The 18,716-nt window shown below is 61.2% G+C and carries 16 protein-coding genes and 1 pseudogene; 6 read left to right on the top strand and 11 right to left on the bottom strand.

What is annotated here, in order from left to right:
• Positions 1-728 precede the first annotated feature (728 nt).
• The gene (locus ACYYKW_RS21795; protein WP_464991135.1) at positions 729-1,595 is read left to right on the top strand and encodes a DUF2242 domain-containing protein; all 867 of its coding nucleotides are present in this window, start codon (positions 729-731) and stop codon (positions 1,593-1,595) included.
• 428 nt (positions 1,596-2,023) lie between these two features.
• On the opposite strand, the gene ACYYKW_RS21790 is transcribed toward ACYYKW_RS21795, so the two are convergent.
• Positions 2,024-3,064, bottom strand: a complete 1,041-nt coding sequence (locus ACYYKW_RS21790) for an AraC family transcriptional regulator (RefSeq protein WP_464991134.1) — start codon at positions 3,062-3,064, stop codon at positions 2,024-2,026.
• A 3-nt stretch (positions 3,065-3,067) separates the two neighbouring features.
• Positions 3,068-4,198 (bottom strand): nitrilase-related carbon-nitrogen hydrolase, encoded by a 1,131-nt coding sequence (locus tag ACYYKW_RS21785; protein WP_336355968.1) that lies wholly within the window; start codon positions 4,196-4,198, stop codon positions 3,068-3,070.
• Positions 4,199-4,406: 208 nt separating this feature from the next.
• Here ACYYKW_RS21785 and ACYYKW_RS21780 point away from each other — a divergent pair, with 208 nt between their 5' ends.
• Both ACYYKW_RS21780 and ACYYKW_RS21775 read left to right on the top strand, forming a co-directional pair.
• The gene (locus ACYYKW_RS21780) at positions 4,407-6,446 is read left to right on the top strand and encodes a 2,4-dienoyl-CoA reductase FMN-binding domain-containing protein (RefSeq protein WP_464991133.1); all 2,040 of its coding nucleotides are present in this window, start codon (positions 4,407-4,409) and stop codon (positions 6,444-6,446) included.
• A 180-nt stretch (positions 6,447-6,626) separates the two neighbouring features.
• Positions 6,627-7,553: a 1-aminocyclopropane-1-carboxylate deaminase/D-cysteine desulfhydrase gene (locus ACYYKW_RS21775; protein ID WP_464991132.1), complete on the top strand. Its 927-nt coding sequence runs from the start codon at positions 6,627-6,629 to the stop codon at positions 7,551-7,553.
• Between the two features lie 3 nt (positions 7,554-7,556).
• Here the strand turns inward: ACYYKW_RS21775 and ACYYKW_RS21770 are convergent.
• Together ACYYKW_RS21770 and ACYYKW_RS21765 are read right to left on the bottom strand one after the other, a co-directional pair.
• Positions 7,557-7,670 (bottom strand): annotated as a pseudogene (locus ACYYKW_RS21770) (cytochrome B); the annotation flags it as partial.
• Positions 7,671-7,773: 103 nt separating this feature from the next.
• Positions 7,774-8,415, bottom strand: coding sequence for a hypothetical protein (locus tag ACYYKW_RS21765; RefSeq protein ID WP_464991131.1), 642 nt, complete (start codon positions 8,413-8,415; stop codon positions 7,774-7,776).
• Between ACYYKW_RS21765 and ACYYKW_RS21760 the strand changes: the two genes are divergently transcribed.
• Positions 8,390-8,731: a hypothetical protein gene (locus tag ACYYKW_RS21760; RefSeq protein WP_464991130.1), complete on the top strand. Its 342-nt coding sequence runs from the start codon at positions 8,390-8,392 to the stop codon at positions 8,729-8,731. The genes ACYYKW_RS21765 and ACYYKW_RS21760 overlap by 26 nt on opposite strands.
• Before the next feature lie 102 nt (positions 8,732-8,833).
• On the opposite strand, the gene phnX is transcribed toward ACYYKW_RS21760, so the two are convergent.
• Together phnX and ACYYKW_RS21750 are read right to left on the bottom strand one after the other, a co-directional pair.
• Complete coding sequence (phnX, locus tag ACYYKW_RS21755) at positions 8,834-9,661, bottom strand: phosphonoacetaldehyde hydrolase (RefSeq protein ID WP_093100464.1); 828 nt, start codon at positions 9,659-9,661, stop codon at positions 8,834-8,836.
• A gap of 142 nt (positions 9,662-9,803) precedes the next feature.
• Entirely contained in the window at positions 9,804-10,913 is a 1,110-nt protein-coding gene (locus tag ACYYKW_RS21750) for a 2-aminoethylphosphonate--pyruvate transaminase (RefSeq protein ID WP_093100466.1), read from the bottom strand.
• A 112-nt stretch (positions 10,914-11,025) separates the two neighbouring features.
• On the opposite strand from ACYYKW_RS21750, the gene ACYYKW_RS21745 reads away from it, so the two are divergent.
• On the top strand, positions 11,026-11,886 hold the full coding sequence (locus tag ACYYKW_RS21745) for a LysR substrate-binding domain-containing protein (RefSeq protein WP_464991129.1): 861 nt from the start codon (positions 11,026-11,028) through the stop codon (positions 11,884-11,886).
• A gap of 150 nt (positions 11,887-12,036) precedes the next feature.
• On the opposite strand, the gene ACYYKW_RS21740 is transcribed toward ACYYKW_RS21745, so the two are convergent.
• Positions 12,037-13,431: a type VI secretion system Vgr family protein gene (locus tag ACYYKW_RS21740; RefSeq protein ID WP_464991128.1), complete on the bottom strand. Its 1,395-nt coding sequence runs from the start codon at positions 13,429-13,431 to the stop codon at positions 12,037-12,039.
• Positions 13,432-13,653: 222 nt separating this feature from the next.
• On the opposite strand from ACYYKW_RS21740, the gene ACYYKW_RS21735 reads away from it, so the two are divergent.
• The gene (locus tag ACYYKW_RS21735) at positions 13,654-14,358 is read left to right on the top strand and encodes a YebC/PmpR family DNA-binding transcriptional regulator (protein ID WP_093100472.1); all 705 of its coding nucleotides are present in this window, start codon (positions 13,654-13,656) and stop codon (positions 14,356-14,358) included.
• 113 nt (positions 14,359-14,471) lie between these two features.
• On the opposite strand, the gene ACYYKW_RS21730 is transcribed toward ACYYKW_RS21735, so the two are convergent.
• The 4 genes from ACYYKW_RS21730 to ACYYKW_RS21715 all read right to left on the bottom strand — a co-directional run bounded on the left by ACYYKW_RS21730 (position 14,472) and on the right by ACYYKW_RS21715 (position 18,589).
• Positions 14,472-15,785, bottom strand: coding sequence for a leucine-rich repeat-containing protein kinase family protein (locus ACYYKW_RS21730; protein ID WP_464991127.1), 1,314 nt, complete (start codon positions 15,783-15,785; stop codon positions 14,472-14,474).
• Between the two features lie 181 nt (positions 15,786-15,966).
• Entirely contained in the window at positions 15,967-17,097 is a 1,131-nt protein-coding gene (gene zapE / locus ACYYKW_RS21725) for a cell division protein ZapE (protein WP_464991126.1), read from the bottom strand.
• A 233-nt stretch (positions 17,098-17,330) separates the two neighbouring features.
• Positions 17,331-18,086, bottom strand: a complete 756-nt coding sequence (locus ACYYKW_RS21720; protein WP_093100479.1) for an anti-sigma factor family protein — start codon at positions 18,084-18,086, stop codon at positions 17,331-17,333.
• Positions 18,083-18,589 carry a sigma-70 family RNA polymerase sigma factor gene (locus tag ACYYKW_RS21715; protein WP_093100481.1) on the bottom strand — a complete coding sequence of 169 codons (507 nt, stop codon included), beginning with the start codon at positions 18,587-18,589 and terminating at the stop codon, positions 18,083-18,085. The genes ACYYKW_RS21720 and ACYYKW_RS21715 overlap by 4 nt, the downstream gene beginning before the upstream one ends.
• Positions 18,590-18,716: the final 127 nt, after the last annotated feature.

The raw sequence follows: 18,716 nt of genomic DNA, 5'->3' as shown, positions 1-18,716 counted from the left end.
TACGGTTTGCTGCGCTGCACCTCCTTCCGCTGTGTCTGGCTGCGCCAGACGGTCGCTGCGCTCCCACGCCCGGATCAATCCCTCCGCTCAGCCTTCCGATGTCGCTGGTTAGGCAAGATCAAGATCAAAAGCACTCGAGCTAACGCTCATTGTTGAGTGGTTAGAGATGGGTGGCTGGCTTGGGATTGGTGGTGTGGCTGCCCCTCACCCCAGCCCTCTCCCGAGGGAGAGGGGGCCGGTTTGTGGGCCGTTCAAAACTTGTGTTCGACTCGATATTCCAGGTCGGCGTACCTTTCGCATCCACCCCGATCAGTCCCCTCTCCCTACGGGCGGTCCGACGTTTCGGGAGGGCTAGGGTGAGGGGCTTTTGCTTTTGACCTTGAACCGTTGGCAGTGAATCAAGATCAACAGCGGGTAAGCTGACACGTGGCCTTGTGGTGCACCCGATCCCTTGTGGGAGCTTGCCTGCAAGCGATGGCGGCGTGACAGTCGACCACTCCATGGCCGATGTACCCGATTGAAACTCTGGAGCTAACTTGGCGGCGCAGGCAGGCCGTACAGTGAACGATCCTTCCCTCTTGCACTCAATCTTTCTGTGCTGGCGCGCCAGCGCGCGTGTGATGAGCCTCGAATTGAAGTTGTAACCGTTTCAAGACACTATTCCATGCGCCGCGGGGTTGCGATCTGTTGCACAATACGCCCCGGACTGTTTTCTCTCAGGATGTTCAATGTTGATTTCCATTCCCTTGCGTGTAGCCGGGTTGGCGCTGTTGTTGGCTGCCATTGCCGGCTGTTCGAAAGACAAGCCGATGTATGAGCACGAGAACTTCGATGACTCCGGTACGTTTTCGCGCAATTATCCGGTGACGGATGTGGCCAGTTGCGAAGCGGCGCGGCGGGCGTTGCTCAGTCAGGGCTACATCATTACCAGCAGCGATCCGAAACTGGTCAGCGGGCACAAGAGCTTCCAGCAGACCGGCGATACCCACATGGAGATCAGCTTCAATGTGGTCTGCGCCGATGACGGCAGCGCCGGGCACCATGCGACGATGTTTGCCAATGCCTTGCAGGATCGCTATGCGCTGAAGAAGACCAACAACTCGGCCAGTCTCGGCGTAGGTGTGTTGGGCTCGGTGTCGATGCCGATCGGCTCGTCTGACGATTCGATGGTCAAGGTCGCCAGTGAAACGGTGACTGCGCAGAAGTTCTACGAGCGGTTCTTCACCCTGGTCGAACAGTTCCTGCCGGCGGATGCGAAGAAGGCGGCGCATATCGAGGAGAAGCCCAAGGCTGACCTCGGTGTGCCTGAAGCGAAAGCGACGCCTGCACCGGCACCCGCGCCGTTGGTGCCGACACCGGCAGCGGAACCTGCGGCAACGCCTGCGCCTGCACCTGCTGCTGAGCCTGCGCCAGCTCCGGCGGAAACCGCGCCAGTCGATTCCCAGCCGGTGGCGCCGCCTGCGGAGCCGGCGCCGATTACGCCAGCGCCCGTTGAAGAGCCAGCGCCGGCCAGCGAAACCATCACACCGCCAGCAAACCCGGACATTCCGCCGCCGTCCGAGCCGATTCCGGCGATGCCTGCGTCCGGTCAATAACCGCAATCCCCTGTAGGAGTGAGCCTGCTCGCGATAGCGTTGGATCAGCCAGCATAATGTTGACAGGTCTGACGTTATCGCGAGCAGGTTCACTCCTAACTGATTTGCGCCCGGCTATATCTGGTTACATTCCCCTGACAATCCCACCACGATAAATCCCCAACCACCTGCTACGTTTTATTCATGAAGGCCACGTTTCACTGTTCCTTCATAGGGGCACTTTATGCTCGGGGCACAGGTCGATTGATCAGGCCATTTTTCATAGCGAGCGGTTGGGGGATTTTACGATGGATGAATATCAAGAAGAACTGCTCGAATACCAAGCCTACGAACTGGATCAACCCGAACCCGCAGACGACGCAACCGAGCTTTAAGCTTCGGCTTGCAGCTTGCAGCTTGCAGCTTGCAGCTTGAAACTTGCAGCTGATTCAAGCCCGTATGCGATGACTGCGGCGAAACTCGCCCGGCGTCTGGCCGCTCCAGCGCTTGAACGCTCGCTGGAATGCTTCGGCTGAAGCAAAACCGAGCAGGTAAGCAATCTCGCCGAAGGCCAGTTCGGTGTCGCGGATGTAGGTCATCGCCAGATCCCTGCGCGTGTCGTTGAGGATGGCGCGAAATTGCGTGCCTTCCTCGGCCAGTTTGCGTCGCAGTGTCCAGGTCGGCAGTTTCAGGCGTGCCGCGACTTCTTCCAGGTCCGGTTCGCGGCCACCGTTAAGCAGCGGCCCAAGCAATTGCGTGATGCGTTCGCGCAGGCTGCGGGTTCGCGTCAGTTGCTCAAGTTCCCGTTCACACAGCTGCAGCAGATGCCGCCAGGTACTGGGGCAATGCTCGGGGTTGCGCTGCGCAAGGCTGTCCAGATTCAGGCGTAATTGGTTGCCCTCGGCACCAAACTGGATCGGGCAATCGCCGAGCGAGCTGTAGGCCTGGCGATAATCGGGCTCGGAAAATTCGATCTCGATGCGCTCGGCCCGCAGCGGCTGACGGCTCACGGAGGAGAGCTGATTGAGCCAGCCTGCCACGATTGAATCGACGACAAAGCGGTTGTAAGCGTTGTACGGGCTGATCGAATAGAAGCGCAGCCACGCGCCGTGAGCATCTTCGTGAAAGCTCGACTGGCCGCGATAGTTCGAGCCGTACAAGGGTTCGAAACGGATCAGGCAGCGCGCAGCTTCGCGCACGGTCGGCGCTTGCGCCGCGGTGACACCAGCGAGGCCGGCCTGGCTCAGACGACTGAGCTGGCCCATGCGCAAACCCAGCGCTGCATCGCCAGTCAACTGAATCGCTGCGTGGCCCAGGCGCATGTAGCGAGGGATCGACAAGCGCGCGCCGGCTTCGGCCAATCGTGCTGCGTCGAGGCCGTATTGTTCCAGCAGTGGCTGTGGGTCGAGGCCATGACTGCGCACGGCGTCGTCGAGGCTGTGAACGAAGCCTACCGACAGATCACCAAGGCGCATCGGCTGGGGCTTCATGGCTTACAACCAGATATTCAGCAGACGCGCGCCACGGGCATCGCCATCGGCAAAATGCTGACCGTTGCTGCTGAGGAAGCTTTGGCCGGAGCTGGTCTTGTCCCAGAATTGCCCGTGCAGAAATACGCTGATGCCGGCAATCGCCCGACTGCTCGGTGGCTGGGCGGTGAGGGTCAGGCGATGCCAGGCCTGGCCTTCAGTGACTTCACCGGGCTTGAGGCTTACCGAACCGGGCGTGCTTGAGCCTTTGTACCCGCGCCACGGCTGGTTCCAGGCATTCTGGCCGAATAACTGCGCCGGCACCGCCACCAACTTCGCGTTTTGCTCGTCGAGCGTGCGGTAGTTCTGTGGGTACCAACTGTCGCTGCCGATCAACACGCCGAGACGTCCCGCCGGGGTGTCGACCACGTTGATGCGCTCTTTGTCCTCGGCCTGTATCACGTCACGCTGAGCGAACACGGGGTGCATCTGGCGCTGCGGCTGGCCAAGTGGCACGCCGTCGCGGCCGAACACCACGCTGCTGTTGTAGAGCGAGCCACTGCCCGGTCTGAGCCGTCCATCGCGAATCTCCGGCTCCGGCAATACGATCGAGCCGGCCACCAGGGTCACGCGAAATTCCTTGGCCAGACCGCCGAACAGCGCCTGGTATTGCTTGGCCATGGACTTGGCTTTCATGCGCAGATGGGCGTCATTGAGACGGTCATTGCCGCTGGCGCGCAGCCAGGCGCGAGCGAACAACAACGGATTGCTTGCCGCTAGCCAGTTCATCGCCTCGTCAACGGTCGGGGCTTGATACAGCTCGTCTTTTTCGCCGCTGAGCAGCAGCCAGGTGCCGATGTTTTCCGGCAAGACCACGACGGTTTTCTCGTTCAGCAAGCCTTGATCCTGCGCTTGCTGCAAATAGGCGGCGAGTTTGCGGTGCAGGCGTTCGGGGCTTTGATAGTCGGTGGGAAACAGTTCGGGCTGGATGCCCAACAGATTGCCGCGGTCGGCGGGTGTGCCCTGGTCGACCGCCAGTTTTATGCGCAGGTCCGACAGGTAATGCCCGGCCGGCCGGTCCGCCGCCCACATTGCGTAGGTGGTGAGGGCAGCCACAAGGGCCATGGAAAACGTCAGGTACAAAAGTTTGCGCATGAAAACCAACAACGACCGGGTGCAGGGTATGGCGACTAGGGTAGGGCGCATGGCCGAGATTGCCAAGGGGCGCTGCGCATTTGGATCAATAAGTTGTCAGTTACGGTCATTGAGCCACAGCAAGGCGGCTCTTAGTCTGTCGAACATGAATGACGCGCGCCGCAGAGCGCTCGCAACTTTTCCGTGATCGCTCGTTGTGGAGTTACCGATGACCGCCGCTCATTACCCGCACCTGTTGGCCCCGCTGGACCTGGGATTCACCACGCTGCGCAACCGCACCCTGATGGGCTCGATGCACACTGGCCTTGAAGAGAAACCCGGCGGTTTCGAGCGCATGGCGGCGTACTTTGCCGAACGTGCGCGTGGCGGTGTCGGCCTGATGGTCACTGGCGGTATCGGCCCTAACGACGAGGGCGGGGTGTATTCCGGCGCAGCCAAGCTGACCACCGAAGAGGAAGCGCTCAAGCACCGTATCGTCACCCGCGCGGTGCACGAGGCCGGCGGCAAGATCTGCATGCAGATTCTTCACGCCGGCCGTTATGCCTACAGCCCGAAGCAGGTCGCGCCGAGTGCAATCCAGGCGCCGATCAACCCGTTCAAGCCCAAGGAGCTGGACGAGGAAGGCATCGAGAAGCAGATCACCGATTTCGTTACCTGTTCGGTGCTGGCGCAGGCTGCCGAGTACGACGGCGTCGAAATCATGGGCTCCGAAGGTTATTTCATTAACCAGTTCCTCGCCGCGCACACCAACCACCGCACCGACCGTTGGGGCGGCAGCTACGAAAACCGCATGCGCCTGCCGGTGGAAATCGTGCGCCGGGTGCGCGAAGCGGTGGGCCCGAACTTCATCATTATCTTCCGTCTGTCGATGCTCGATCTGGTCGAGGGCGGCAGCACCTGGGACGAAATCGTCACCCTGGCCAAAGCCATCGAGCAGGCCGGCGCGACCATTATCAACACCGGGATCGGCTGGCACGAAGCGCGAATTCCGACCATCGCCACCAAAGTGCCGCGCGCTGCATTCAGTAAAGTCACGGCCAAGCTGCGCGGCTCGGTGAGCATTCCGCTGATCACCACCAACCGCATCAACACCCCGGAAATCGCCGAGCAGATTCTCGCCGAGGGCGATGCCGACATGGTCTCGATGGCGCGGCCGTTCCTTGCCGATCCGGATTTCGTCAACAAGACCGCTGAAGGCCGAGCCGACGAAATCAACACCTGCATCGGCTGCAACCAGGCGTGCCTCGATCACACCTTCGGCGGCAAGCTCACCAGTTGCCTGGTCAACCCGCGCGCCTGTCATGAAACCGAGCTGAATTACCTACCGGTGCAACAGATCAAGAAGATCGCCGTGGTCGGTGCCGGCCCTGCCGGTTTGTCCGCCGCGACCGTGGCCGCCGAGCGTGGCCATCAGGTGACGCTGTTCGATTCGGCCAGCGAAATCGGTGGCCAATTCAACATCGCCAAACGTGTGCCGGGCAAGGAAGAGTTTTTTGAAACCCTGCGTTACTTCAAGCGCAAGTTGCAGACCACCCATGTCGAGGTGTGCCTGAACACCCGCGTCGACGTGGCGAAACTGCTTGAGGGCGGTTACGACGAGATCATTCTCGCCACGGGCATCGCCCCGCGTGTACCGGCGATCCCGGGGGTCGAGCATGCCAAGGTGCTGAGCTACCTGGACGTGATTCTCGAGCGTAAACCGGTAGGCAAACGCGTGGCCGTCATCGGCGCTGGCGGTATCGGTTTTGACGTTTCGGAATTCCTTGTCCATCAAGGGGTGGCGACCAGTCAGGATCGCGCGGCCTTCTGGAAGGAGTGGGGCATCGATACGCAACTTGAGGCCCGCGGTGGTGTTGCCGGCATCAAAGCTGCGCCGCATGCACCGGCGCGCGAGGTGTTCCTGTTGCAGCGCAAGAAAACCAAGGTCGGCGACGGCCTCGGTAAAACCACCGGCTGGATTCACCGTACCGGTCTGAAGAACAAGCAGGTGCAGATGCTCAACAGTGTCGAATACCTCGGCATCGATGACGATGGGCTGCACATCCGCATCGGCGAAACCGGTGAGCCGCAAGTGCTGGCGGTGGACAACATCGTGATTTGCGCGGGGCAGGATCCGCTGCGCGAATTGCATGATGGCTTGGTCGAGGCGGGGCAGAACGTGCATTTGATCGGCGGCGCCGATGTGGCGGCAGAATTGGATGCCAAGCGCGCAATCAATCAAGGCTCGCGGCTGGCCGCTGAGCTTTGAGCTCAGCGCCGGACCTGTAGGAGTGAGCCTGCTCGCGAAGGCGCAATGTCAGTCAGTTTATAAGTCGCCTGATACGACGCTTTCGCGAGCAGGCTCGCTTCTACAGGGACTGGCGTACGCTGGCAGATTTTTAACGCCTGGCTGTTAAGATGCCGGCTCTTTGCTACAGAGCCGGCACCCATGCTTTCGCCCCCCGCCAACTGGCTACCCCAAGCCCCTCTCGAACACCTTCGCCTGGACTGGCTCAGCGCTGCCGGCATCGAAGTGGCGATCCTGCGGCTCGACCAGATCGACCCGCTGATCAGCGGCAACAAATGGTTCAAACTCACAGAACACCTTAACGCAGCCGAGCGTGCCGGCGCCGAGGGCATCATCAGCCTCGGCGGTGCGCATTCCAATCACCTGCATGCGCTGGCAGCGGCGGGCCAGCGCTTGGGGTTCGCCACGGTCGGCCTGTTGCGCGGACATGCGCAGCAAACGCCGACAGTGGAGGATTTGCAGGCGTTCGGTATGCAACTGCACTGGTTGGGTTACAGCGGCTATCGCGCCCGTAACGAGTCTGGATTCTGGGAGCCTTGGCAGGCGCAATATCCACAGCTGTATGCGGTGCCGGAGGGTGGCGGGGGATTGGCCGGCGCACGCGGCTGTGCGGCCATTCATTCTCAGGCGCCAACGCAGTTGGCGGCGCTGGGCTGGAGCGATTTTCACGCCTGGTGGCTGGCCTGCGGCACCGGTACGACACTGGCCGGGCTGGTGCTCGCCGAGGCCGGTGCGAGACACGTTTATGGTGCGTTGGCGGTGCCGGAAGATCACGGCGTGGCGGCGCAAATCGAATCGATTCTGCACCCGGCCGGGCAGGGCTGCGGCGGATACACCTTGTTCGATGCCAGTCGGGGCGGTTTTGCCAAAATCGATCCGGCCTTGCTGGCGTTCATCGAGCAGACCGAACAGGCCAGCGGTGTGCCGCTGGAGCCGCTGTACACAGGCAAGGCCTTGCTGGCGCTCAAGCAGCAGGTCGAGGCCGGCCGGTTTGCGCCGGGCACGCGGCTGCTGTTCGTGCACAGCGGTGGCTTGCAGGGCCGGCGCGCCATGCTTGCCGGCCGCTGACGCTCAGCCGCGCTTGGGCATCATCCGCAGCAACGTGTTATTGCGCACCACGTAATGGTGATAAATCCCCGCCAGCGCATGCAGGCCGATGAGCCAGTAACCGACGACCTGTATCAACTCTAAACCTCAAGCGATGTTTCTACCGAGCTATTCATGTTTTTTGTAGCCGGGGCAGGAAATGTAGCGAAGATCAGTCTTGGTTGTTTTAGATTGATTTCGATTAAAAGTTATCGGCGTTTTTGTAATAAATGTATGTAACGGTTTGTTGTTTATATCTTGTGTTTGCTTGGTGTTTGAGTTGGTTGAGCATGATGGATACTGTTTGCTCCAGGTTCTTGAATGGGTTTTCAAGGGTCACGGTTACCAACTTTAATTGCATGAGTTTAATAATTATGAGAACTAACTTATTTTCCCGCAAAGCAAATGGATATACTGTAAAAAAGGCGATGGCCAAGGCGCCTGTCCCGCGGCCGCGGCCCTCCGTTACCCCACCCAAGCCTGTCACGCCGACCCGCCCGACAACGCCGATCAAACCCGTAACGCCAACCCGCCCGACAACGCCGATCAAACCCGTAACGCCAACCCGCCCGACAACGCCGATCAAACCCGTAACGCCAACCCGCCCGACAACGCCGACCAAACCCGTAGCGCCAACCCGCCCGACAACGCCGACCAAACCCGTAGCGCCAACCCGTCCGACAACGCCGACCAAACCCGTAGCGCCAACCCGTCCGGTGACGCCAACCAAGCCTGTAGCGCCAACCCGGCCGGTGGCACCCACCAAACCTGTAACCCCGACCAGCCCGACCGATCCGGTCAGCACGAAACGACCGCCAATGCCGTGGCCGACAGTTAACGTCAATATTGATCCGATAGCTTTGATTGCCTTGATCCAGACATTTGGCGCCACGACTCATCAGGATGGCTCGACGACATTGCCGGACGGTAGCCTGATCGATGCGGATAAAACGTCGGTTACGCGTCCCGATGGCATCATTCAGCACCAGGATGGTCGGGTGCAGTACCCTGACGGACGAATCGTCTGGCCCGATGACACAATTGAATATGCTGATGGACATATTGTCTGGGCAGATGGAACAACAAAGTTTCCGGATGGAAGTATCAAGTATCCGGATGGACTTGCCTATGACGCCGCAGGCAATCTGATCTCTGAGTAAGTTCGGAAATTAAAAGTTGTTGTTTCTTGAACAGTACTCGCCTTTGAAATACGAAAACACCGCTGACTCCCTGAACAGTCAGCGGTGTTCGTTTCGGCGCAATCAATGTTGCTGCGGCATTTCACCCTTGGCCAGCCGCTGGTTGATGTCGGCAATCACTTCGGGCAAGTCGCTGATGGTGTCGATCATGTAATGCGGGCGCGAGCCTGCGAACAATGCGTGGATACGCTTGCGCTCGCTGGCCAGATCATCGCTGCCCAAGGCGCGGAAATCCTGATAATCGAGCCCCAGCGCATTGCCCGAGCAGATCAGCGCGACGGTCCACATTCCGGCGCGGCGGCCTTCGAGAATGCCCGGCACGGTGTCGTCGATCTTCACGCAGGCCGCGACGTCATCGATGCCCAGCGCAATGACGTTGGCCAGCGCTTGCGCCGGCCATGGGCGACCGTTCGGCACTTCATCGGTGGCGACCACATGGTCGGCGACATAACCGTTGCGCGCGGCCAGTTCGACAACCTTGTCCATCACCTGTTTCGGGTAACCCGAGCAGGAACCGATCTTGATGCCTTGCTCGCGCAGGCTGGCGATGGTCTCCAGCGCGCCAGGAATCAGCGCCGAGTGCTCGGCGATTTTTTCGATCTGCAGTGGCATGAAGCGGTTATAGATGGCAGTGACATCATCGTCGGTCGGCGTGCGGCCGAACGCCTTGCGATAGCGCTCGGCGACTTGCGGCTGATCGCACAGCGTGCGGATGTGGTCCCATTTGCCCATGCCCATTGGACCTCGGGCTTCTTCGATGGACACCTGCACGTCGAACTCGGCGAACGCCTCGACGAAAATCTGCGTCGGTGCGAACGAGCCGAAATCGACAACGGTGCCGGCCCAGTCGAGGATGGCGGCTTGCAGCTTGGTTGGTTGGGTGTAGTTCATGGCAACAGAATTCCTGAGTTGAAATGCGCTTCAAATGTAGGAGTGAGCCTGCTCGCGATGAGGTCGTGTCAGTCGACGAAGATGTTTAATGTACGACCGCTATCGCGAGCAGGCTCACTCCTACAGGGGATTTGTGTAGGGTTCAGATATCGAGCACTTCCATCTCGCGCAGCACTTCACCGACAGCCGCGACAGCCAGGCGCATGTCGTCCGGGGTGACGTGGCCGATACAGCCGATGCGGAAGGTTTCCAATTGGGTCAACTTGCCGGGATAAAGGATGTAACCCTTGGCCTTGACCCGTTCGTAGAAGTCCTTGAACTGATAACGCGGGTCATTCGGCGCATGGAACGTGGCAATGATCGGTGCCTGAATGGCTGCCGGCAGAAAGCTGCGCAAACCGAGTCTGGCCATCTCTTCCATCAGCGCCTGGCAGTTGGCGGCATAGCGCGCATGCCGCGCCGGCAGGCCACCTTCTTCGCTGTATTGCTGCAAGGCTTCGTGCAGCGCCGCGACCACGTGGGTCGGCGGGGTGAAGCGCCATTGCCCGGTCTTCTGCAGGTAGGTGTGCTGGTCGAACAGATCCATCGCCAATGAATGCGAATTGCCGGCGGCAGCGGCCAGTGATGCTTTGCGCGCGAAGACAAAGCCCATCCCCGGTACGCCTTCCAGACATTTGCCGGAGGCTGCGATCAGCGCATCGAACGGCACCTTCTGCGCATCCACCGGCAGCGCGCCGAACGAGCTCATGGCGTCGATGATCAGGCGTTTGCCGTGTTGCTCGACGACCAGAGCGATCTCCGCCAGCGGGTTGAGAATACCGGTGCTGGTTTCGCAGTGGATCAGCGCAACGTGGGTGATTGAGCTGTCGGCGCGCAGCAGACGGTCGACGTCGGCGGCCGTGGTCGGCTCGTCCTCGGCGGTTTCGAAGGTGCTGAACGAGCGCCCGAGCACTTCGCAGATGTTTGCCAGCCGTTTGCCGTAGGCACCGTTGATCAGCACCAGTATTTTGCCGTCTCGCGGTACCAGCGTGCCGATGGCCGCTTCGACGGCGAAGGTGCCGCTGCCCTGCAATGGCACGCAGTGGTGGGTCGTGGCGCCATTGACGATCGCCAGCAATTGCTCGCACAGGCTGGCGGTCAGTTGATTGAAGCGGTCATCCCAGGAACCCCAGTCGACCATCATGGCCTGGCGCGTGCGGGCCGAAGTGGTCAACGGGCCGGGGGTGAGCAGGATGGGTTCGGCGTTACGCATGCAGGTGTCCTTGGGTTGTGCTGGGGGATGAAGCTACGGGGCATACGTTGCAATTCACCGTTGCATCAATCAAATTGTTTATTGTTATGCCAGCCATCAGTGAGGGTTATTCATGAACCTGTTCCAGTTGCGCGCCTTCGACGCCGTCGCCCGTGAAGGCAGCTTCACCCGCGCCGCTGCGCGCTTGTTCATCAGCCAGCCAGCGGTCACCGGGCACATCAAGGCGCTGGAGGAGCACTACCAGATCACCTTGTTGCGGCGCACCGCGCGTCGGGTGGAGCTGACGGAGGAGGGCACCCGACTCGCGGCGATCACCCGCGCGATGTTCGGCCTGGCGGATGAGGCGCAGACGATGCTCGAAGCCAATCGGCAATTGCTCACCGGTCGGCTTGAGGTCGCAGCGGACGGCCCGCACCTGGTGATGCCGATGCTCGCCAGCCTTCGTGCGCGGTATCCCGGCGTTACGGTGAATCTGCGCCTGGGCAATGCGCAGGAAACCCTGGCGGCATTGTTGTCAGAACATGCGGATGTCGCGGTGCTGACTGAGGTGGAGCCGCGCAAAGGGCTGCATTTGCAAGGCCTGAGCGAATCGCGGATCTGCGCTCTGGTGCCGGCCGGACACCCGTGGGCACTGCGCGATGGGGAAGTGCCGCTCAAAGAGCTTGATCAGGTGATCATGGTGTTGCGTGAGCCGAGCTCGATTACCCGGCGCACCTTTGATCGGGCTTGCGCGCAGGCGTCGATCCAGCCGCGCGTGCTGCTGGAACTCGACAGTCGCGAAGCGGTGACCGAAGCCGTCGCCGCCGAGTTGGGCGTGGGCGTGGTGTCCTCGGTGGAAGTCAGCCACGACCCACGGGTGGTGGCGATTCCGATTGGCGGGGCAGGGCTGGTCAATCAGCACCTGATCGGCTGCATGGAACGGCGGCGGGAATTGCGCTTGATTCAGGCGTTTTTCGATCTGGCGCCAGCCTGACAGACCGCGGCGCCTGCGATCGCCAGCAGGCTGGCTCCCACAGGGTTTGTGAACGACGCAAAATCCCTGTGGGAGCTAGCCTGCTAGCGATTACGCCAGTGCCGACTACACAAGGCTTTTGCCCTGGCCGACAAAGGCTGAGTGCGCCGGTCACGGTTCAGCGCGGTTGAGCAGCCAGTCGAGCAACAAGCCGTTGTCGCGTGCCGGCGGTGGCGGGCGGGGCGCCGGCTCGGGTGAATTGCCCAGGCACAGGATCGGCCGATCCGGATCGCCATCGAGGAAACTCACCCACACTTCACTGCCGGCGCAGGGCAGATCGGCCGGCGCAAGGCGGCGCTGAGTGCGCGTCATGGCGACGGGCAGCCAGAGCGTGTCGCTATCGTGCATTGGCGCCTGCGCCGCCGGCCACAGACTGATGGCGACCCGACCGTGTTCGTCCATTTGCGCCGGTTGCCCGGTGCTGCCCACGACCCGGGCCAGATGAAAACCGGCAATGCTCGGCCGCGGTTGTTTGAGCGCCGGGCGAAAATCGCTCGCCCAGGGCTGCGCACGGAAATCGTTGTGGTAGCGGTGTACGCTGGGGCTCGGGTCGAGAATCGATGGATGCTGCCCACGATGACGGATCGCTGTGATTCGCCATTGCTCGTTGAAATGGCTGATCGGATGCGCCGAGACTTGCAGCAGATCGCCGCTGAACAAACCGCTCTGGTCGCTGCGGCCGTTGATCGTGCGCTGCTGGCCGCGCTGGCGCTCCAGATGACGGCGGCTGCGCTGTTCATGGTGGCGCTGTTCAGGTGCAGGTCTGGGCGGTGGATCGGCCATTCGTTGATTGGCCGCCGCGTCGCTGCTGGCCGGTTGGCCGCGATCGCGCACCGTTCGCAACGCGCAGATCGGTGCAGCGTGATGGTGCTGGTACAGCGCGCTGATGCAGGGCGAAGGCGTCTGTTCGCCGGCCTTGAACGGCACTGATACCGGCGTTTGCGGCAGGCTCAGGCTGTCATCGGCGAACACTGCAACGTGACCGTCGGCGCGGTGTTCGAAGTGATAGTGAATGCCTTCTTCTTCGCAGAGCCGGTTGAGCAGCGCCAGATCGCTTTCCTCGTACTGAATGCAAAATGGCCGCAGCGGGTAATGACCGACCGTCATTTCGATTCGGTAATCGTCTGCGGCCAAGCCGTTTTCAGCGAGCAGTTGCTGGAGAATCTGCGGCACGCTCGATTGCACGAACACCCGGCGCTTATCCGGTTGTGCCAGGCGTTGCAGGTGCGGCATCAGGCTCAATCGATAACCGATCCGGTGCGTACCGCGATGTTCGTAACTGGCACTGTCGATCACGCCATGAATCCCGTGCCGCTCGTCCAGACGCAGAAAGGCCGGTTGCTGTAAAAGCGCGCCCGGTGCCATGGCGGGGGCGAGGCCGATCAGTTCAAGGTCGAAACGATAGGGCTGGTTGAGCGCTTCCTCGCCGTCGAAACCCATCACCGGCAGGCTCAGGCCACTGTCGGTCAGGGTCAGGGTGAAAGGACTTTCCTTGTCATTGAGCATTCGCACAGGCTCTGTCAGGCAATACGGGAGTCAGAGGGTACGAAACCGCAGAGCGGAATGGTCGTGTCAAAGACGTTTTTCAGAATCCCCCTACAAGGTCTGATGAAGTTGTCGATTCGGCATTGCGTTTTTTTGGTCGATTGCCGACTTTAGGCCGTATAAACTTGCCGCCACGCGTCGGCCAATAGATGTCTCGGCGCCACAGATCAAAGAGAGTGAGTAATGGGCGCACAGTGGAAGGTTAAACACAAAGAAGCGGCTGCCAACGCCAAGGGCAAGATCTTCGGCAAACTGGTGAAGGAAATCACCATCGCTGCCCGCAACGGTGCCGATACCGCCACCAACGCACATTTGCGTCTGGTGGTCGAACAGGCCAAGAAAGCCTCGATGCCTAAAGAAACCCTCGACCGCGCGATCAAGAAAGGCGCAGGTCTGCTGGGTGAGACGGTGCAGTACCATCGCGTGACCTACGAAGGTTTCGCCCCGCACCAGGTGCCGCTGATCGTCGAGTGCGTGACCGATAACATCAACCGCACCGTCGCCGAAATTCGTGTGGCTTTCCGTAAGGGCCAACTGGGCGCTTCCGGTTCGGTGGCATGGATGTTCAACCACGTCGGCATGATCGAAGCTGCACCGGAGAGTCCGGACGCGGATCCGGAAATGGCCGCGATCGAAGCCGGCGCGCAGGATTTCGAGCCGGGTGAAGAAGGCGCTACGTTGTTCCTGACCGATCCGACAGATCTGGATGCGGTGCAGAAAGCCCTGCCGGAACAGGGTTTTACCGTGCTCTCGGCCAAGCTCGGCTACCAGCCGAAAAACCCGGTCAGCGGCCTGAGCGACGAGCAGATGGCTGAGGTCGAAGCGTTCCTCGAAGGCCTCGACAACCATGACGACGTGCAGGATATGTTCGTCGGTCTGGCAGGCTGATCTGCGGCGTCAGTGATGGCCCCATCGCTAGCAGGGCTAGCTCCCACAGGGTATTTGCAAACCACACAAATCCTCTGTAGGAGTGAGCCTGCTCGCGATTGACCGCGCAGCGGTCACAGTGTTTCCAGGCTCTCGATCACTTCACCAAACCCCGGCCGCCCCAGCACATCCGCCTGACAGCAACGCTGCTCCAGCGCCTCGAGCGCCAGCCGCTGCCGATCGCTCAGTCCGCTCTCGACGCGCGCCAGCAATTCCCCAAGCAAAACTCCGAAGGCACGTACCTCGATGCGTTGCAGCGCGCGCGTTTGCGGATTGTCCTCGATAGCGTGAAACGACGCCGCACCAAAATCGCCGAGCAGGCAATCGCCGTGCTGATTCAACAGAATGTTGTGCCCATACAGGTCGCCATGGGTGATGCCTTGGCGATGCAGATGCTGCGCTGCCGAGGCGATGCCTTTGGCGACGTTCAGCGCAACCTCGGCGCTGAAGCGGCGATCAGCGGCGTAGACATCGCGCGAGCAGGAATCCAGGCTCGGCAGGTCGGCGAGGTTGGCAAACGACGGATCGATCAACTGCATCACCAGACCTTGTTGGCCGTCAGGGTGGCCACTGATGCGCCCCTCGATGCGGATCAGATTGGTGTGCTGGCCGGCGGTGATGCAGGCATTCATTTCGTGCAGCGGGGAGCCGTCGCTGGTCATCTCGCCCTTGTACAGCTTCACCGCCACCGGGGTCAGCGAGCCGTCGTCATGTTGCCAGTCCGCGCGCGCGATTACCCCTGAGGCGCCTTCACCCAGTTGCTGTCGCAGATGCAGCGCCGACCAGTCGATTTTCGGGGTCGCCTCTAGCGCGGCCGCGTCCGCCTCGGTTTCCAGCGGGTTGCCGGCGTAGGCCAGCCACGTCAGGCTCGGCAGGCTCAGCAACCACTGCGGCAGCTCGGTCAATCGGTTGGCGGCGATACGGATCAGTTCCAGCCGATGGCATTGGCTCAGCGACGGCGGCAGCGCTTGCAAGCGGTTGCCGGCGAGCATGAGTTTCTGCAGGGCAGGGCGCTCACCGAGTTCGCTCGGCAGACGCTCGAGGCAGTTGTCGGTGAGAATAAGCCAGCGCAGCAAGGGCGGCAGGGCGGCGGGCGGGACGCTGGCGATGCGGTTGGCCTTGAACCCGACCATGGTCAGCGCCGTGCACTGGCCGAGACATGCCGGCAGCTCGGTGAACTGGTTGTCGGAGCAGAACAGCACGCGCAGGCGCCTCAGCCGATGCAAGTCATCCGGCAGACGACTCAAGGCATTGCCGCTGAGGTTGAGGATTTCGAGGGTGTCGGCCAGAGCAAAAATCTCGTGCGGAAACTCGGTCAGGCCACACGAGAGATCCAGCCGAGTAATGCCCGACAGTTCGCCGGCGCGCAATTGAGCAAGGGTGTGCATGGTCGGTGTTCGCTTTCGATAAAGGAGCGGCGCGGAGCGACATGATAACGGCAAAGCGGTTCAGCACCACGAAACCCTGTGGGAGCCAGCCTGCTGGCGATAGCTGACTCTCTGTCGCTGATGTTCTGCCTGTCCCACCGCCATCGCCAGCAGGCTGGCTCCCACAGGGATCGGTGGTGTATCAGTGCGGGTCGTGCATGGCTTGCAATTGCCCCAAGCGGCTGCGGGTGCGGGCCAGATCGATGGCGTCGCCTTCGAGGCTTTCGCGCAGTGGCAGTCGCCCGATCAGTGTCAGATGCTTGTCCTGGTCGTAAAGCACGTCGATCAGGTTAATGAAGCGCTGTTGCGCGGCGATCGGGCATTCGCCCAGTTCGGGCAGATCCTCGATGACCCAATGATCGAAACGTCGACACAGTTCCAGATAGTCCATGACGGCGGTCGGCTGTTCGCACAGATCGTTGAAGGTGAAACCGATGCGTCGATCCGTGCAGAACCGCGCCTGAAACTGTCGAGTGCCGACGGTCAGCGCAACGGGCTGCGCGTCAGTGGGCGGTAGATCGAGTGCTGCGCGTTGCGCGGGCGTGCCGGGCCACGCGTAATTTCCGTGAGTAAACACTTGATGTTGAAAATGCCGCTGCTGGCTGCGGTAATCATGCGGACCGCCCACTTCCATGACGTGCATGCGCGCATGGATCAGCTCGATCACCGGTTTGAAACGCGCGTGATACAGCGGGTTGGGCAGCAGGCCTTCAGGTGGATAATTGGACGTCACCAGCAGCAGAATCCGCCGTTTGAACAGCGCTTTGAACAGCCGGGTGATGAGCATTGCATCGCCAATGTCGTGCACATGGAATTCGTCGAAACACAGCACCCGACAGTCTTCCAGCAGTTCATCGAGCGTGACCTCCAGCGCATCGTCCTGATCGCGATGACGGAACATGCCCGCGTGCAATTGTGCAAAGAACTGATGGAAATGCAGTCGGCGTTTCTCGGTGATCGGCAGCGCCTGAAAGAAACCGTCGAGCAGCCAGCTCTTGCCGCGTCCGACCGCGCCGAACAGATACAGGCTCGGTGGCGTATGCGCGCTGGCGCCGAACAACAGGCTGGCCTGTTGCGCCATGCAATCGATGACGCGCTGCTGGCTGTGGCTGAGGGTGTAACCCTGTTCACAGGCCTTGTTTCGAAAGTGATCCCGGATGACCTGGGCATTGGCGTCATGCCCGGCGCTGGCCGGCACGCCCTTGCCGAGCCAGCGGCGCAATGCCGGCAAGCGCGCCAGCAGGGGGGATCGTTTCGGCGGTGGGGCAGGCACTCGCGGGTCTCCGTGTTCGTCAAACCGCGCCCAGAGGCGCGGCGGTTCAGTGTAACCAGAGGACGGGTTGATCGGCCACGCTTTCGTTGAGGTGACCGAGTGAGTGCAGGCTGTCGAAATACAACTTGTGGGAGCCAGCCTGCTGGCGATTGCGGTTTCGCATCCAAGGCATTAGTTGACTGACAGACCGCCATCGCCAGCAGGCTGGCTCCCACAGGAACTCGGTATCCCGTTCAGAAGGGTAGCGACGGCTTGAGCCGTTGCGCTGCCGGCAAATCTGTCGGGCTGACCATCGCATAGTTGTATCCATCGCCCGACCAATACTCGGCCTGCAAATCCCCATCGCTGCGTCGGCCACGCGGCAAAAAGGTGTTTTTCGGTCCCGGCGGGCGCACGTAGAAACTCACCTTGTGGCCGCTGTCATCTTCGTACATCACCATCGCCGCCGGCCCCTCATCGGTGCTCAGCAGACGTCCGCTGACCGGTTCGAACCCGGCCGCCGTCAGATCCGGCAAGCGGCTGGCCTGGGTGAAATAACGATCGAGCCAGCGCTGCATGTCGCCGTCATTGTCGACCTGGTAATCGGCCGGAAGCAGGCCTTGCTGGGCAATCAGGCGATAGGCTTGCAAGGCATCGGTCATCGGTAGCACCGAGGCGCGCACGAGGGTCATTTCCCGTGCCTGCCAACCACTGAAGCCACCGATGCTGACGGCGATCAGCAGCATCGCCGCGCTGGCCAGATGGCGCCGTGACTGACGCTGGCGGCGCTGGCGAATCACTGCCGGATCAAGCGCCGGATTGGCCGGTTGCTGCAACGCACCGCTCAGCGCTGCACGCAGTTGCTGAGCGTCGTGCTGCCAGGCACGAACCTGCGCCGCTTCGTCCGGGTGGCTAGCCAGCCAGGTTTCCAGCACACGCCGGTCGGCGTCGCTGAGCTGATGGTCGACGTAAGCGTGCAGATCACGCTCGTTGGGAGGCAGGCTGATCATTTGAGTATCCGCAAAGAAGGGCTGCTGATTTCGCCGTCGCTCAATTGGCGCAGGGCCTGGCGAGCGCGGGACAGGCGCGACATCACGGTGCCGAGCGGGACGCCGAGAATCTCGGCGACCTCTTTATAGGACAGGCCTTCGACCGAGACCATCAGCAGCAGCGCGCGCTGTTCGGTGGGCAAACGGTCGAAGGCTTGCAGGGTAGATTGAGCGATCACTGTGCGCTCCACCGACGGTTCGGTGTCGTCGCGACCGGTGAAAAATTCGAGCATCCGCGCATAGCGTCGAGAGCGGCGATGCGCGTCGAGAAACTGCCGGTACAGGATTGTAAACAGCCAGGCGCGCAGGTCGCCGTCGGCGCGTTTTTCACCCCAACTCGACAATGCCCGTTCCAGACTGGCCTGAACCAGATCGTCGGCGCTGCTGCTGTTGCGTGTCAGCGATACGGCGAAGCGGCGTAACCGGGGAATCAGTTCACGCAGTTGTTCATCGAGTACGTTCATGTCGAGATGTTCATTGCAGGCAATGCTCGGAGCCAGAGGGCGGAGTCTAGGGAAGACGTTCCGTGACGCAGGTTATTCCATCTCTATGACTAAATGTTTCATGCGCTCTGCATGTAAGAAAATTCGC

The sequence above is a fragment of the Pseudomonas sp. 15C genome (assembly GCF_055484735.1).
The sequence above is the reverse complement of the archived record's forward strand: the minus strand, read 5'-3'. Positions and strand labels throughout refer to the sequence as shown.